The organism is Frankia sp. Allo2, assembly GCF_000733325.1.
Taxonomy (GTDB): Bacteria; Actinomycetota; Actinomycetes; order Frankiales; family Frankiaceae; genus Frankia; species Frankia casuarinae.
The window spans coordinates 84684-101040 of the sequence record NZ_JPHT01000008.1; the positions used below are offsets into that span (position 1 = coordinate 84684).

Sequence of the window (16357 nt, forward strand, 5' to 3'; positions counted from 1 at the left end):
TCTGATCACCCAGGGTGACGCAGCCCGGAAGGTTTCGAGCAGGGCAACCGGTAAATCGACCGATCATGAGGCGGCAGGAACCCGAGAGATGCCCGGAAGTCGACGCGACGGCAACGATCGCCGTTCAGCTGGTGGTAAATCGTCACCCGGGGTGGATCAAGGTCATCCCTCGACGCTACGATCGGGCATCCGGCGTGATCGGGCGGCCCGAGTGGCCGCGCGACGTGGTGACCCGGCACGCCATGGTGGCACCGCAGTACCTGGTAAAACCGCACAACGTAGTGACACCGCACAACGTAGTGACAAGGTGGAGTTCGGCGGGACATCCCGGCCAGCGTCCCGTCGCGAAGGGGGAAACACGTGCAGACGACCTTCCTGAGAGTCGTCACCGAGGCCGGTGCGGCCACCGTGCCGGCCGAGGCGCAGTTCATCGTCGGCCGTGCCCGGACCGCCGACTACGTCATAGCGGACAGCCGGGTCTCCCGTCGCCATCTCCTCCTTGAGCAGACCGGCAGCGGGTGGGTTGTTCGGGACATCAGTTCCAACGGCACCTGGATCGACGGGCAGCGCATGCCCGAGACCGTCCCGGTGCACGGTGAGGTGCGGCTTCGTCTCGGCACTCCGACCGGGCCCGAGGTCGTCATCCATCCCCAGGTGCCGGAAGGCCGCAGGCCGCTGGACGAGCCGGAGTACGACCCCGGTTACGACATGCAGACGATGCTGCCCAATGCCGCCGGTTACTCTCCGCCACGGCCCACGGGCTCCTCGCGAGGTGGGCGCGGGACCTCGCATCAGGGGCCGACCGATCCGTCCCAGCGCGGGCACGACTACGACGACCAGGACCAGGGCGAACGGGTGAGTGGCGTCACCAGCCTCGAGCAGGAGCACGAGCGGCGAACCACCTATCGGCTGCGCCCGGGCACGATGTCGATCGGCCGTGCCCGCGACAATGACATCGTCATTACCGACCTGCTCGCCTCCCGCCGGCACGCCGAGCTCTACATCGGCCGGTCCGGCCTGCAGATCGCCGACCTCGACTCCGCCAACGGCGTGTTCGTCAACGGTCGTCGGATCAACCGGGCGTCCGTCGGCCAGGGCGACGTCATCGCCGTCGGTCACCACGTCTTCCAGCTTGAGGGCGACCAACTCGTCGAGTACATCGACTCCGGTGACGTCAGCTTCGAGGCCGACGCCCTGAACGTCTGGGCCGGTCAGAAGCAGCTCATGCACGACATGACGTTCAAGCTGCCCGGCCGGGCGCTGCTGGGCGTCGTCGGGCCGTCCGGGGCGGGCAAGTCGACGCTGCTCAACGCGCTCACCGGCTTCCGCCCCGCGGACAAGGGCACCGTGCGCTACGCCGGCCGGGACCTCTACTCCGAGTACGACGAACTGCGGCGCCGGATCGGCTACGTGCCGCAGGAGGACCTGCTGCACACCTCGCTCACCGTCCGCAAGGCGCTCGAGTTCGGCGCCGAGCTGCGCTTCCCGCCGGACGTCACGAAGGCGGAGCGGCGCACCCGGGTCGATGAGGTGCTCGCCGAGCTGGGCCTCACCCAGCACGCCAACACCCAGGTCTCCCGGCTGTCCGGCGGCCAGCGCAAGCGGACCTCGGTGGCCTTGGAGCTGCTGACCCGGCCGACCCTGCTCTACCTCGACGAGCCGACCTCCGGCCTCGACCCGGGCATGGACAAGAACGTCATGGAGTCGCTGCGCAAGCTCGCGGACGACGGCCGGACGGTCATCGTGGTCACCCACAGCGTCGCCCAACTCGATCTGTGCGACTACATCCTCGTCCTCGCTCCCGGCGGCTATGTGGCCTACTTCGGTCCGCCGCAGGACGCGCTGCCCTTCTTCGGTAAGCGGGACTACCCGGACGTCTTCCTCACCCTGGAGGCGACGCCCGGGGCCGAGTCGGCAGCCAAGTTCCGCAACTCGCGCTACTACGTGCCCGCCTCGATCACCGCTCCGTCGGCCCGGCCGGCTCCCGAGGAGCTGCCGTCCCTGCGGCAGCAGTCGGTGATCTCGCAGCTCGTGACGCTGAGCCGACGAACAATGGCGGTCGTCGCATCCGATAAGTCATACCTGCGGCTCATCATCGCTTTCCCGTTCCTGCTCGGGCTGATACCCAGGGCCATCGGCGGGAACTTTNATNTCACNGCCGAACAGGCCAAACAGTTCTCGCCGAACTCGGATGCCCCGACAGTTCTTTTGATCATGGTTCTCTGTGCCTGTTTCATGGGCATGGCGAACTCGGTCAGAGAGATCGTCAAGGAACGGGCGATCTATCGAAGAGAGAGAGCCATCGGTCTGTCCCGGACCGCGTATGTCGGTTCGAAGATCCTCGTTCTTATCGTGATCACTGTCGCCCAGGCGATCCCGTTCACGTTGATCGGTCTTGCCGGGCGAACGCCGGACAGGGGCGTCGTGCTCGGGAACGCCCTGCTCGAACTGCTCATCGCCGTGATCGTGGTCTCGCTTGCGTCGGCCATGCTCGGGCTGGTGATCTCGGCGATGGTCGACAACGCGGACAAGACCATGCCGCTCCTGGTGTTGATCACCATGGCCCAGCTCATCTTCAGCGGTGGCATCGTGCCGGTGAAGGGCACGCCNGGTCTGGAGCAGATCAGCTACATCGCGCCGGCCCGCTGGGGCTTCGCGTCGATGGCCTCGGTCGGTGACCTGAACCGCATCACCCTGGCCGGCGTGCTGCGGCCGGACAACCAGAAGCCGGTNAACCCGAAGGTCGTTGACGACCCCTTCTTCGACCACAGCGCTTCGGCGTACCTCACCGACATCGTCGCCGGTCTCGTCGTCGGCGTCTTCCTCGTGATCATCACCTCCCTCCTGATTCGCCGGATGGACCCGAAGACCGTCAAACGCGCCGCCGCCGCACCGGTCAGCGGCCCACCCCGCTAGGCCCCTTGCCTATCCAGAGGTATAAATCAGGCACAAAAGCCTCTGGACAGGCAAGGAAGCCGGGAGCCTCGGGCGTCCGTCCCGGGTTCCCGGGCCGGCCGGCGGGGATTCACACTTCGGCAGGGCCACCCGCGCGGGCTCGGAGAAGTGCCATCCGGACGACTTTCGTCGTCCTCGCCGCTCCCGTCGTGACATCGCGCCAGACGCTGACGAAGTCCCCCTTCGCCGGGCAGCACGACATCGACGGGTTCGTCGGGCCGCCAGCGGGAGAGGGCGGGAAGGCCGTGCAGTCGGGCCGCGGTACGTCCGCAGATCGTCCCTGCCACGATCGACAGCGCCGCTCGGGCAGGGCTCGGGTTTCGTCCCGAACGGGCGGCACGGGCAACGTGCCCCGCACCGGGGAGGTCCAGCCGTGCCTGCGTCTACGAACGTTGATCGCTTGGTCCGACATCCCGAGCTGCCGGGCATGCCGACGGGTGATCATGCCTGCCTGCCTGCCTGCCTGCCTGCCTGCGGGCGAGTGCGACGGCCTTCTCATGGGACTGGGTCACGTCCCCAGCGTCGATCACGGTTCGAGTATCCTGCCGGGCTCGTCCGCGATCTGTGCATAACCGACTCCTCTCGCCGGCTTCCTTGCCTGTCCAGAGGCTTTTGTGCCTGATGTATCCCGCTGGATGGGCAAGGAGCTCAGCCGGCGTTCCAACGGGCGTGGCCGTTGAACCCGCCGGTAGTGGTGAGCTTGCGGTCACCATCGTTCAGATCGTCCGGATTCAGAACGTAGAGCTGCCGGTCATCGGGGTTCGTGGGATTGCGCTGCCCGCTGAAGGCGATGCGACCGTCCGGCGCGTAGGCCGGGTCCTGGTCGTCCCCGCGCACCCGGGTGAGCTGCCGGGCGTCGGNGCCGTCCGAGTTCATCTCGAAGATCTCCAGATCGCCGTTCTTCGCTCGGGTGAAAGCGATCTTTCTGCTGTCCGGGGACCAGACCGGGTCCGAGTCCCCGTTACCCTGATCCTGCGTGATCGGGGTCGGCTGGGCATCCGGTTGGGTCGGGATCACCACGATGAAGCCGCGGTTGCCACCGGTACTGTTCGACCAGTAGGCGATCCGCTCGCCATCCGGCGACCAGGCGGGGTCGGTCGCCTGTGGCTTCGCGTTGAGCCGTCGCACGCTCGAGCCGTCCAGTTTCACCACATACAGGCCGGGGTTCAGCGTTCCGGTCTGATCCGTGGTGGAACGGATGACCAGGAAGCCGCCGTCGGGGGAGAGCGAGGGCCGGGCGTCGTCCGCGATCGTCAGCTTGGCGGCCGGGCCCAAGGTGAACAGCTGTACCGGTTTCCCGGAGCCATCGGCGGCGATCGCCTGCAGCGTATTCGGGCTGCCCTTCTTGAAGTAGACGATCGTCTTGCGATCGCTGCTGATCGCGGGCAGCATCTCCTGGTCCGGACCGGTGACGATCGGCTTGTCGTTCGCGAGCGGCCCGTTGTCCGTGACCTGCCCGGTGAACAGGTCGTAGTTGCCGTTGCGGTTGGACGCGTAGACGAGGGTGTCCTTGCCAAGCGGCTGGGCCGCCCTGGGCAGCGTGAAGGCCGCCGATTGGGCCGATTGGGTCGATGTGGCCGGAGCCCCGGAGACGGTGGCCGGATTGGCCGCGTCGGTCCCGGAGCCGCCGTCACCACCCGCGCTGAGGGCGAATACTCCCGCGAGGATCGCGCCGACGACCACGACACCTCCACCGACGAGCAGCGGGGTGCGGTTCCTGCTCCTGCCCGTGCCGCCCTGCCGGCCGGGGCCATCGGCTCCACCGCCCCCGGGACCCCCGGGACCCCCGGCGCTGGCGGGTAGCCGGGTCGGGGCGTCCTGGTCGACGGTGTAACCGCTGCTGACGGGGGCCGCTGCCGGCGCGGGGAATCCGGCCCCGTGGGGCCCGGTGCTGCCTGTGGCAGGGGTGCCTGTGGCCGGGGCGCCTGGGCCGGGCACCGGCAGCTTCCAGCCCTGCAGGACGTTCGTGACGTCCTGCGGGTTGACGGCGGCGGCGGCGTCCGGGCCGGTGCCCGACGGGTCGCCGAGCAGGCGCAGCATGAGCTGCTGGGCGCTCGGGCGGGTACTCGGGTCCTTGCGCATCGCGTGCCAGACGATCGGGCGCAGCGCCGGGTCGACGTCGTCGAGTTGCGGTTCCTCGTGTAGGGCGCGGTAGAGCAGCACCTGCGCCGAGGCCTCACCGAAGGGGTAGTGCCCGGTGGCGGCGAAGGCGACGAGGCCACCCCATGCCCAGATGTCGACCGCCGAGGTGATCGGCCGGCTCTCGATCTGCTCCGGGGACATGAACGCCGGCGTCCCGAGCTGCTGGAGATCGCCGGTGAGGTTGCTGCCGGCGTCCACTGCCCGGGCGATACCGAAGTCGATCACCCGAGGGCCGAACGGTGAGAGGATGACGTTCGCGGGCTTGAGGTCGCGGTGCACGATCCCGGCGCTGTGGATGGCGGTGAGCGCCGCGGCCACGCCGACCGCGAGTTGTTCGAGGTTGGCATCGGCGAGCGGGCCGTTGCGCTGGACGTACCGGGCGAGGGTCTCGCCCTCGATGAACTCGGTGACCAGGTAGGGCCACTCGGCGTCCGGATCGGCGTCGAGCACCTCGGCGGTGCAGACCCGGGCGACTCGCCGGGCGGTCTCGGCCTCCAGCCGGAACCGGGCTCGGAACTCGGGGTTTCCGACGGCCTCGTTCCGGATCACCTTGATGGCGACGAGCCGGCCCTTCCCGGAGCGGCCCAGATAGACCATGCCCATTCCNCCCTGGCCGAGTTTGCCCAGCAGCGTGTACGAGCCGAGCTCGTGGGGGTCGTCCGGGCCAAGGGGGGCGGATCGTGCCGCCACACCCGCATCCGATGACATCATCGACCTGTNCCCCCNCCCGCCGCGTGCCGACCGCGGCCTCGCCCGGGAACGCCGCGCAGGTCGCGGGCCCGCCGGTGGACGCGCACCGACTCTTGATCCATCATGGAATTTCCCGATCAACCATTACGGTCAACCGCTGGGAAAATCTTAGGCGAGAGTGACCGGGCACCGGGCCGTCGGGGCCCCGATAGCCCCCGCCACCTCGATGTCAATGCAGCGACAGGCATTCGGCACCCGCGTGGCTTCCGTCCTCCGGTCACGTCCTGCCACCTCGTCGGCCGGGGGCCGACCAGGGTACGGTCGGGATCTGACCGGGGCCGACCGGGGCTGGCCAAGGTCCGGGCGGGGGAGTCTCCCGGGAACGCCGCGTCGCGTCCCCGGGAACCCCCCGAGTCACGGCCGAGCCGTCGCGGACCTCGCGGCATCTCCGATTGCCGGTCGGTCCACCGGCGACCCGGTCTGGTCCCGATCAAAGCGGCTGGCGGCCCACGCAACCCCGTATCTGTGCGGCCTTCGCCAAATGTGTCAGGAAGGGACGCTGAACGGCTGAACGTGAACGGCTGACCGCGCACGGCCGGCCATGGGTGGTCAGCCGTGCACGGTCGGTCTCGAACGGAGCCGAACGGTGCTACGCCCGATCATTCGACCCGACGACCTCCAGGACCTCGTCAACGTCCCGGCGGGGAGTGGGGCCGAGCGGTTGCGCACCCGGCTCGGGATAGCCGGCCCGCAGGATCATCTGGACGTGCCCGAGACCGCTGGTGGTGCCGCGGAACTGCTCCCGCATGCCCTCGACGTCGATCGCCTGCGACATCGGCGACGAGGCGAGACCGAGCAAGGTGGCGGTGAGCAGCACACGTTGCATCGCCTGCCCGGCGCGCAGCCGGTCGGCGGTCGTGTCCGTATCGGTGCCGATGATCAGGATGCCGGGCCGTTCCACATCCGTCTCGTCCAGCACGGTCCCCGCCTCGCCGACCACGTCGAGGTCCCGCATCGGAAACTCGGACTGGCGCGGGGCGTCGGTGTGGACGACTGCGCTGCGCGGGATGCCGTCGGCCGACGTGGACCCCGTTCGACTCCACGAGGCCAGTTCCTCCCGGTAGGCCGCGTTGTGCGCCTCGATCCAGTCCGCCCGGGACAGCAGGACGCTGACCTGGACGCGCAGCTCCGGGTCGATCGGCGCGGTAAGCCAGCAGCCCTCCGCCTCGGCCGCGGCACGCAGGCGGCTGATTACCTCGGTCGGCAACGGCTGGTCGTCGAACGGCCGGCGATCGGTGTGCCGCCGCGGGATGGCATCGGCCAACGCCCGCTCGTCGTCCTCGGCAGGCTGATGGCCGATCACCGAGATGGTGGCGAGCGGAGCGGAGCGGAAGTCGTCAACGCCGTCGGGTAGCGGCTCCACCACGGGGACCTCGCCGCGGGCCCGCAGCGCCAGCCGGGCGTTGAACAGCGCCGCTCCGCAGCTCAACAGCATCTGCCGGCCCTCGGGATCGGCGACCTTGAGCTGGCGGGTGCTGTCGGCGAGAAGGGTGAGCCGGCCTGCCTCCAGGCGCCAGCGCCACGGCTGCGTGTTATGGATGGACGGCGCTGCGGCGGATGCGGCGACCACCTCCCGAGCCAGGTCGGGAGTCAGGGGAACCAGCGCGGACCGTGCTGCTTTGGTGGACATCTCAGCCTCCCTTCTCTCAAGTGTCTACCCCCAGCCTGCCCTCCCGACCGGGTAGAGGGCATGTGCCGAGGGGAACAGCCGGGGGTGGACCAACGGCCGGCAGGCGGAAGTCGGGCGTCGGGTAGCGAGGCGTCGGGTAGCGGGCCCGAGACACCGCCGCGGACGTGGTGGGTGGGTACCGCCCCGCCGGGGCGGCATGGCCGGGGCGGAGTGATGGCGGGTATCGCGGGNAGTCCCACTGCATGGCTGGAACCGACACAGAAGCGGTGCTCGCCGAACTGCTCGCCCGGCATGGGCGGACCTACGCCGACGAGATCGGCGCCGACGTGCCGGCTGACACCGCGGAGGCGATGTTCAAGATGATCGTCTTTGCCCTGCTCGCGAGCGCGCGGATCCGCACGTCGATCGCGGTCGCCGCCTGCCGTTCCCTGATGGACGCCGGCTGGACCGACGCCGCCGCCATGGCCGAGGCGACCTGGGAGGACCGTACCCGGGTGCTGAACAGCAGCGGGTACGCGCGCTACGACGAGAGCACCTCTCGGATGTTGGAGGCGGCCTGCCGTTCCCTGATGGACACCTACGACGGTGATGTCCGCCGGCTGCGGGATGCCGCCGAGCACTCCCCGGACCGGGAGCGAGAGCTGCTACAGAAGATAAAGGGGATCGGGCCGGTCGGTGCCGACATCTTCCTGCGCGAGGCGCAGGCCGGATGGGACGAGCTGGTGCCCTACCTCGACGAACGCACCCGGAGAACGGCCGGAGCGCTCGGGCTGCCGACCGACCCGGCGAGGCTCGCCGCGCTGGTTGGCCGGCAGGACTTCCCGCGGCTGGTCGCCGCGCTGGTGCGGGCGCGTCTCGAGCACGACGTCACCGACCTGCGGGAGGCGGCGAGCAGGCCCTGACGCCAGTCCGGTCCCGACCCCAACCGGCGAGGCAGCAGGCAGGCAGGAGTCAGATAGGCAGGCAGGAGTCAGGTAGGAGGACGTGTCGATGACGACGCACGACGACAGGATTCAACGCAAGATCGCGTTTCTGGTGGCGCCGGAGGGCGTCGAGCAGGTCGAACTCACCGAGCCGTGGAAGGCCATCGAGCAGGCCGGCCTGAGTCCGGTGCTGGTGTCGACGGAGGGAGGCAGGGTGCAGGCGTTCCGGCACCTGAACCCCGCGGACACCTTCCCGGTCGACATCACGGTCGCCGAGGCGGATCCCGCGGACTTCGACGCGCTGGTGCTGCCCGGCGGAGTCGCCAATCCGGACGAGCTGCGGTGGCAGCCGGGTGTTGTCGAGTTTGTCCGGTACTTCTTCGACGCCGGCCGCCCGGTGGCGTCGATCTGCCACGCTCCGTGGACCCTGATCGAGGCGGACGTGGTCCGCGGACGGCGGATCACGAGCTGGCCGAGCCTGCGCACCGATCTGCGCAACGCCGGGGCCGAGGTCGTGGACGAGCAGGTCGTCATCTGCCGGTCCGGGCCGAACACGCTGATCAGCAGCCGCAGGCCGGACGATCTGCCGGCCTTCGACAGCGCCCTGGTGGAGCATCTCACCTCGGTGGGCGTCTGATCACCTCGGTGGACGCCCCAGCTCGGGATGCCGTTCACCGTGGATGCGAAGGAACCGCCGGAAACGGCTCCTTCGCCCGGGCTGCTCGCTACCTCGGATCAGGTGGGTCGCTACCCCGCACCAGGTGGATCATTGCGGGGTATCCCGTCGCCGGACATCCGTAACCTGGAACAGCGATGATGCGGCATTCCGGCCGCCGTGCCGGATGGCGCGGGCCGGCTCGCCGGGGTCGCCGTGGTCGTTCGTGGACACGCCGTCGTTGTCGTGGACATGTCATTACCAGGGTGGGGTCACCAGAGCCGGGTCACCGGGCGGGTCGGAAGATCTGCGGGGGAGGGGCTGTTACCCTTCCTGGCTCACCTGACGGCGTTGGCTCGCAGCCCGGGAAGCCGCAATCCAAGAATCCGACCGCGACCGGGAGGGAGAGCCGGTGCCGACCACGCAGGACGTCGAGCGCGCCCGTGAACAGGCGTACCTGGACACGCTGTACATCCGGTTGGACGAGGTCCGCGAGATCACCCGTGGGCAGCTGCGCCGGGTCCTGCTGGAAAGTGGCACGGGCACCCCCCAATCACTCGTGGAACGGGACGTGTTCGCGGCGACCCACGCCGACCGGCTCGCCCGCCTCGACGCCGCCGAAGGGCGGCTGTGTTTCGGCGCGATGGACTACGCCGACGGGCGCCGGACGTACATCGGCCGGATCGGCCTGTCCGACAGCGGGCAGGAACCGATCCTGGTGGACTGGCGGGCCCCNGNGGNCNCCGCCTTCTACCGGGCGACGCTGGCCGATCCGCATGGTCTGGTGCGCCGGCGTCATCTGCGGACCAAGGGCCGGGAGGTCACCGGCATCGCCGACGACCCGTTGAGCCTGCCGGTCGACATGGCCACCGGCACCGGTAGCGGCACGGCCACGGGCAAGTCCGGCGGGGTGACGGCGTCCGGCGACACGATGCTGCTCGAGGCGCTGGCAGCGCCCAGGACCGGGCGCATGCACGACATCATCGCCACGCTGCAGGCCGAGCAGGACCGTATCATCCGGGCGCGGGCGAACGGCGTGCTCGTTGTCGACGGCGGACCGGGGACCGGTAAGACCGCGGTGGCGCTGCACCGTGCCGCCTATCTGCTCTACAACGACCGGGCTCGGCTCGACCAGTCCGGCGTGCTGGTCGTGGGGCCGAGTCCGGTGTTCCTGCGCTACATCGACCAGGTGCTGCCCTCCCTCGGGGAGACCGGGGTGATCTTCGCCACGCCGGGACGGCTCTTTCCCGGGGTCGACGCGCACGGCGTCGAGGACGTCGCGACCGCGGCGCTCAAGGGTGATCCGAGGATGGTCGAGGTCATCGCCGCCGCCGTCAGGGACCGGCAGCGGCTGCCGCGGCGAGAGGTGCTCATCCCCTACGACGATCGCATGCTGCGCCTCGGTCGCGACACGGTCGCGCGGGCCCGCACCCGGGCGCGGCGCAGCCGCCGCCCGCACAACTCGGCCCGTCGGATCTTCCTGCGCGAGCTGTTGGCTGAGCTGACCACCCAGGTGGTGAACCAGATCCCGGGCGGGCTGCTCGACGCCGACGAACGTGGCCAGATCACCCGGGACCTGTGGTCGGAGGAGGGGGTCCGTACGGCGCTCGACGGCCTCTGGCCGCTGCTGACCCCCCAGCGGCTCCTCGGGGAGCTCTTCGCCGATCCGGCGGCCCTGGCGCGCGCGGCGGGTAGCCGGCTCACCCCGGCGGAACGATCCCTGCTCGAGGACCGGCGGACGGCCGCGGCGTCCGCCCGGATCCCGGTGCAGCGCGACGGCGCGGGTACGGCGGGTACAGCGGCCGTCGATCGGGCCGATCGGGCGTGGACTCCGGCCGATGTGCCGCTGCTCGACGAGGCCGCCGAGCTGCTCGGCGACCCGGACGAGGAGACCGGCCGCGAGACCGCCCGCCGTGCCGAGCGGGAACGCGAGGAGGAGCGCGAGTACGCCCGGGGCGTGGTGGACATGCTCGGACTCGAGGGGCAGGTCGACGCCGAGGCGCTCGCCGAGCGGTGGAGCGGGCCGCGGGCGCGGCGCAGTGCCGCCGACCATGCCCGCGAGGACCGTACCTGGACCTTCGGTCACCTGATCGTCGACGAGGCCCAGGAGGTCTCGCCGATGTTGTGGCGGCTGCTGTGGCGGCGCTGCCCGGGNCGCACGGCGACCCTCGTCGGTGACCTGGCCCAGACCGCCCGGCCGGGCGCGCCGGCGTCCTGGGGGGAGCTGCTGGGGCCCGCGGTCGGCGACCGGTTCACGGTCGAGCGGCTCAGCGTCAACTACCGCACACCTCAGGAGATCATGGATGTCGCCGCCGACGTCCTGCGGGCGCAGGACCCGACGGTCTCCGTTCCCCTCTCGGTGCGTTCGGTGGGCTGTGCCCCGACGGCGGTGCGCGTGGGCGACGTGACGGCCGACGAAGTCTCGGGCCTCGTCGGTCTGCTCGGGACTGGTCTGCTCGAGACTGGTCCGCTGGAGGACAGGCGGACCGTCGCCCAGGCGCATCCCGGGGACCTCGTCGCCGCCGTGGTGTACGCGGCGAGCCGGGCCGCGNGCGAGGTCGGTGACGGGCGGGTCGCCGTGATCTGCCGCCCGCAGGACATCCCGGGGTTGCGCGGCGCCCTCATGGCAGCCCTCCCGGATTTGGCGGTCGCGGCGGACTCCGTCGACCCCGCCAGCGCCGTCGGCAATGCTCTCGACGCGCCGGTGGCGGTGCTGAGCGTGGCGGAGAGCAAGGGTCTCGAGTTCGACGCGGTGGTGCTGGTGGAACCGGCCGCGCTGCTGGCCGGGCCGACCCGGGGGCTTGCCGACCTCTACGTCGCGCTGACCCGGGCCACCCGTTTCCTGACCGTGGTGTATTCCGGCGAGCTTCCGCCGGTGCTGGGCCGGCTTGCCCCGCGGTGACGTGCCCGCCTGCGGACGGGTTCCGGATCCGTCCGCAGGTAACAGCTGGCGGAGCATGATTCTGATTCCTTTGTCAGCCGTTGTTGGCAACCAACTTCTTGATGTTGGTCTCGACGAGTTCGACCTTGGCCAGAATCTCCCCGGCTGTCGCGGTCCAGACGAACGGCTCCGCAGTGGAGTTCCAGTGCTCGATGTAGTCCCGGATCTGTTTGATCAGCACCTTGACCGAGCTGAAGGTGCCCCGCCGGATCGGCTGCTTGGTGATGATACCGAACCAGTTCTCGATCTGATTGATCCACGACGATCCTTTGGGAGTGAAGTGGAACGTGATTCTGGGGTTCTCCTCGAGCCACTTCATCGCGTCGGGCGTCGTGTGCGTGGAGAGATTGTCGAGGATGATGTGGATCTCTTTATCTCTGTGAGGCTCAACGGCTTTCTTGATGAACTCCAGGAAGTCGTCGCCCGTGCGGGTGGGGTAGCATTCACCGAAAACCTTTCCCGTGCCCACATCGAGGGCCGTGAGCAGGTTGGTGGTGCCATGGCGGACATAGTCGTGGGTTCGCTTCTCGGTGGCGACGAAGTGCCAGGAGACCGAGACTCCGATGGTGCGGGTGACGTACTTCCGCCATCTGTCGGGACGACCAGTGCCTCAGGCCCGTCTCCACCGGTGGAGTAGAGCGTGTGAGAGCGAGGACACGGCTGCGGATGTTCGCGGGGATCTGCTCTCGCGGTGCGGCGCGTGAACGGTCAAGGAGCCCGGCGCTTCCCTCGGATCCGTACCGCGAGATCCACAGGTTTACAGTCGGCAGCGAGACGCCGGCAAGTCTGACTATTTCCTCTTGGGTCGATGCTCGGCATGCCACGGAACGATTCGCNCCCGTGTTGCAACGTTCGCAGGAACGTCGCGATCATTGATCATGCCTCGGAGTTCCGCGATCTCTTCCGTCGAGAGTTCCACGCTGCCATTACATTGCAGTGGGTAGCCTATCGTCGATCATTTTCGGCGGCTAACATGTCGCCAGTCCGACCCGGTCTGGGCACGCAGCGCCTCGATCTCCCTGTTCGCCCGCTCCAGCGCGGCCTCGGTCCCGGCCAGCCTCGCCAGCGCCTCGGCGAGCGCCGTGGCCTGTGTAACGACCAGCGCCGCGAGCTCGTCGTACGACGGCGCGGACGGATCTTCGGGCACCATCGGGCGATGTGCGTCGTGCCTTCCGGTTCGCCGCTCGAGGCGCCGCTCATGCCGGTCGGCCTACGCTTGCGGCATGCCAGGCCATCCACCTCGATCCACCACTAGGGGCAGTACTTATGCGTGTCTTATGCGTCTCCTCTCCCTACTGCTCGTGCTGTGCATCGAGGGTGGGCTGACCGAACTGAGGCTGTACTCCGACCTTGTCCACCAGGCCCAGCAGCGAGCGCTTACGATCTCGCGTGCCGTGGCATCCGACCCGCGCGTGGCCCGGGCGGTCATCGCGAGGGACCCCGAGGGGGAGGTGCAGGCCCTCGCCGAACACGACCGGCGACTCACAGAAGCGCAGTTCGTGGTCGTCACCGACAGCCGGGGTATCCGCTGCTCCCATCCCGATCCGAAGAACATCGGCAAACCGGTCAGCACCGACCCCTCGGACGCCCTCCACGGACGGGAGACTGTCAGTTTCGAGTCCGGGAGTCTGGGGCTGTCCGCTCGCGGCAAGGCTCCGCTGCGCGACGCCGACGGTGTGATCGTCGGTGAGGTCAGCACCGGCTTCAGTGCGAAGGATCTGCACCACCAGTTGCTCGCGCAGCTGCCCAGCGTCGCGGAGAATCTGGGCCTGCAACTGGTCGCCGGCACCATCGGTATCGTGATGATCACGCTACATCACCGGGTCGAACTCAAAAAACTTGCCCGCGAAATCGACGTTCTCCGGGGTCTTCTCAGGGACCGGCCGCGCGCCAGTGAAGGGCACCAGACGCCTCCGAGCAGCGATCGACAGCCCGACCAGCCCGCGGCGCCCGACCAGCCCGCGGCGCCCGACCAGCCCGCGGCGCCCGACCAGCCCGCGGCGCCCGACCAGCCCGCGGCGCCCGACCAGCCCGCGGCGCCCGACCAGCCCGCGGCGCCCGACCAGCCCGCGGCGCCCGACCAGCCCGCGGCGCGGTCCCCCGCAGGTAGTTCACCCGTGCCAGACCTCCGCCTCGGCAAGTACCGCTCGCGCCAGATTATGGAGGAGATCGTCGCCGTGCTGCGCTCGGCGCCCGAGCCGATCTCGACGGCGCAGATCGCCGACAAGATCGGCCGGGACCGGTCCACGGCCCAGCGGTACCTCAAGGATCTCGAGCGGGACGACTACGTCACCATGATCTTGGACCGCGGGTCCCGCGGGCGTCCCAGGCACCTTTACCAATGGCGCGACAAACCCTCGCCCCCGCCCGCCCGCCCGAACCCCTAATGACCACGGCCGGGTACGCGGACGCGGAGTATCTCTGTCCTCTCCTCTCCCTCGGTCGATGAAGACATGCGGAAGCCCGGCAGGGTCGCGGCCTGTCAAGTCATCAGGCGGCGATTTTGCTTGCGACACGGACGGCGCCTTCAAGGTCAGGGAGAGGCACGCCGAATTCCTCCGCCACCTCGGCGAGTGGTTCGCCGGCGTGGAAGCGGCCCAGGGCGTCTTCGACGCGGGCGCCGCCATGAGTGAAGATCGGCTGACCGAAGCCACGGTGGGGATCGACGATGACGGAGCCGGGCTCGTACCGCGGTAGCCGGATGAGCCGGGGGTAGCCGTCCGAGGCGAACTCCACCAGCCGGAGGTAGGACTCGACGATCTCCCCGAACACCCGCTGCCCGTTGCGCACCACGACCAGTTCCCGGGCTCCGCGTGCTTCGGGCGTGTCGCCCTGGCTCTCAGCGAAGTCGTAGAGAACCTCGGCGCCGTCGGTGTACAGGGCGCGTGAGGCGAGGACGTGCTCGATCCCCAACTGCTCGGACAGGCGGGCCAACGCGGGGCGGATCCGCTGTAGCGGCACCCCAGCGGCTCGGATGGCTGCCAGGATCATCCCCTCGGCAAGCCCGATGAACGGCACGACGGCCGTGCCATGGCGCTGACGGGGCAGCACGGTGACGATCGGCTCACCATGGACCGGGACGCGGCCCGGTGCGTGCCGGGTGTAGCCGTAGGCCCAGGTCGCGAAAGTCGACGTCGGCACGCCCAGGTGCCGGCCCGCCTCGGCGACGCTGTACAGGGGCAGGTCGAAACGGCCGCGATCCTGAATCATCGCGCCTCCTCTCAAGCCTGCTGGATCCGAAGGTCCCTGCCACGCAGCACCATGATCATAGCTCCTTGCAGGCACGACGACGCCGGGGAGGAGGCCACCGCAAGCCGTGCTGCCGCAGTTTCTCCGGGGCCGGATCGGGTCGGCATCGTCAACAAGGGTCCGGCCGGTGCGGTGGTCGGTGTACGGCGTCCAAGCCGTGCGGCATGTGCACCTCGGGTGCGGACCAGGGACCGGTCCGATTGCCCAAAGGCGCTGGTCAGAAGCCTGGATCCTCTGCGAATACGACTGGTACCACCCCCGGATTGCACATGTCTAGGCACCCGCATGACGCGCTGCGACAAGTGGGCTGCCACATGCCATGTTACGACTAGGTTCGGCGGTCTGGCATTGCGCTGTCCACGGGACCCGACGCGGCTGTTGTCGGCCACAAACGATCACGGGACTGGCCGCGCATGGTTAGCGAACCGGGGCTGGTGACGGGCATATGCAGGCGCCGGACAGCGCCGCTCCGCGCTACCCCCGCATCTCATCATTTGCCGTCAACAGACGCCGTATACTTGGAACGAGCGGCGCGGAGGCGTGAATAGAGGACGCTCGCGGCCTTCCTGGAATCAGTGAAGTCGAGTACGGCGTCGAGCCAACGAAAATCGTTCTGGCTCCATGCGGCCACCTCAAGCTGCCGGCGGCTGATCTTGTATTCTGTACCTGGGCGTCGATGGCGGCGCGATGCTGCGTTGATCATATAGTCCTCTAGATGTTGCCCAACATCGCGCATCAACTTTAGATGCGGAACGCTGCGGTCAAACTCGGCGATTGCGTCAGTCAATGCCAGGTCGGACGGAAGCCGTCGAGCGGCGGCGAGTGTCACGGTGCGGATTTTCCAAAGCGTTATGATCAAAAAATCGATATCAGCCCATACACGGAAGAGATAGTCTTCATCCTCGGGCTCGTCTCCCGCTATTCGACGTATCTGAATGTCGATTACATATAGACTGTTGCTTGCAAGCCTCACAGCTCGATTCAAGACTTCGATTTCGGTTGGCTGTTGGGTGTCGTTGTAATACCATTCGCGGATGCGGAGCGTCTCTCTTGATTCGGGCACATCACCTGAGCTGGTGACTTCTGACTCGCTGTCGGTCATCGTTTGATGA

The 16357-nt window shown here is 68.8% G+C and carries 12 protein-coding genes; 5 read left to right on the forward strand and 7 right to left on the reverse strand.

Going from position 1 to position 16357, the window contains the following annotated elements; all coding sequences use genetic code 11:
- Positions 1-360: 360 nt before the first annotated feature.
- On the forward strand, positions 361-2916 hold the full coding sequence (locus ALLO2_RS08275; protein WP_035730941.1) for an ATP-binding cassette domain-containing protein: 2556 nt from the start codon (positions 361-363) through the stop codon (positions 2914-2916).
- Between the two features lie 687 nt (positions 2917-3603).
- Here ALLO2_RS08275 and ALLO2_RS08280 read toward each other — a convergent pair.
- Both ALLO2_RS08280 and ALLO2_RS08285 read right to left on the reverse strand, forming a co-directional pair.
- Complete coding sequence (locus tag ALLO2_RS08280; RefSeq protein WP_035730943.1) at positions 3604-5808, reverse strand: protein kinase; 2205 nt, start codon at positions 5806-5808, stop codon at positions 3604-3606.
- 628 nt (positions 5809-6436) lie between these two features.
- The gene (locus ALLO2_RS08285; protein ID WP_011435401.1) at positions 6437-7477 is read right to left on the reverse strand and encodes a nitroreductase family protein; all 1041 of its coding nucleotides are present in this window, start codon (positions 7475-7477) and stop codon (positions 6437-6439) included.
- A 242-nt stretch (positions 7478-7719) separates the two neighbouring features.
- Between ALLO2_RS08285 and ALLO2_RS08290 the strand changes: the two genes are divergently transcribed.
- The 3 genes from ALLO2_RS08290 to ALLO2_RS08300 all read left to right on the forward strand — a co-directional run bounded on the left by ALLO2_RS08290 (position 7720) and on the right by ALLO2_RS08300 (position 11957).
- Positions 7720-8379 carry a hypothetical protein gene (locus tag ALLO2_RS08290; RefSeq protein ID WP_011435402.1) on the forward strand — a complete coding sequence of 220 codons (660 nt, stop codon included), beginning with the start codon at positions 7720-7722 and terminating at the stop codon, positions 8377-8379.
- A gap of 88 nt (positions 8380-8467) precedes the next feature.
- Positions 8468-9037, forward strand: a complete 570-nt coding sequence (locus ALLO2_RS08295) for a type 1 glutamine amidotransferase domain-containing protein (RefSeq protein ID WP_011435403.1) — start codon at positions 8468-8470, stop codon at positions 9035-9037.
- A 430-nt stretch (positions 9038-9467) separates the two neighbouring features.
- The gene (locus ALLO2_RS08300; protein ID WP_035730945.1) at positions 9468-11957 is read left to right on the forward strand and encodes an ATP-binding domain-containing protein; all 2490 of its coding nucleotides are present in this window, start codon (positions 9468-9470) and stop codon (positions 11955-11957) included.
- A 73-nt stretch (positions 11958-12030) separates the two neighbouring features.
- On the opposite strand, the gene ALLO2_RS26250 is transcribed toward ALLO2_RS08300, so the two are convergent.
- The 3 genes from ALLO2_RS26250 to ALLO2_RS08310 form a co-directional block, all read right to left on the reverse strand.
- Positions 12031-12483 carry an IS630 family transposase gene (locus tag ALLO2_RS26250; RefSeq protein ID WP_198030971.1) on the reverse strand — a complete coding sequence of 151 codons (453 nt, stop codon included), beginning with the start codon at positions 12481-12483 and terminating at the stop codon, positions 12031-12033.
- Entirely contained in the window at positions 12440-12820 is a 381-nt protein-coding gene (locus ALLO2_RS28100) for a helix-turn-helix domain-containing protein (protein WP_198030965.1), read from the reverse strand. Before ALLO2_RS28100 ends, ALLO2_RS26250 begins: the two co-directional genes overlap by 44 nt.
- Positions 12821-12951: 131 nt before the next feature.
- Positions 12952-13146: a hypothetical protein gene (locus tag ALLO2_RS08310; RefSeq protein WP_023841010.1), complete on the reverse strand. Its 195-nt coding sequence runs from the start codon at positions 13144-13146 to the stop codon at positions 12952-12954.
- A 127-nt stretch (positions 13147-13273) separates the two neighbouring features.
- Here ALLO2_RS08310 and ALLO2_RS23205 point away from each other — a divergent pair, with 127 nt between their 5' ends.
- The gene (locus ALLO2_RS23205) at positions 13274-14383 is read left to right on the forward strand and encodes a helix-turn-helix domain-containing protein (RefSeq protein ID WP_051875008.1); all 1110 of its coding nucleotides are present in this window, start codon (positions 13274-13276) and stop codon (positions 14381-14383) included.
- A 103-nt stretch (positions 14384-14486) separates the two neighbouring features.
- Here ALLO2_RS23205 and ALLO2_RS08320 read toward each other — a convergent pair whose 3' ends face one another.
- A complete protein-coding gene (locus ALLO2_RS08320; protein ID WP_011435407.1) occupies positions 14487-15206 on the reverse strand; it encodes a hypothetical protein in 720 nt (239 codons plus the stop codon).
- Between the two features lie 529 nt (positions 15207-15735).
- Complete coding sequence (locus tag ALLO2_RS25500) at positions 15736-16347, reverse strand: hypothetical protein (RefSeq protein WP_023842243.1); 612 nt, start codon at positions 16345-16347, stop codon at positions 15736-15738.
- Positions 16348-16357 lie beyond the last annotated feature (10 nt).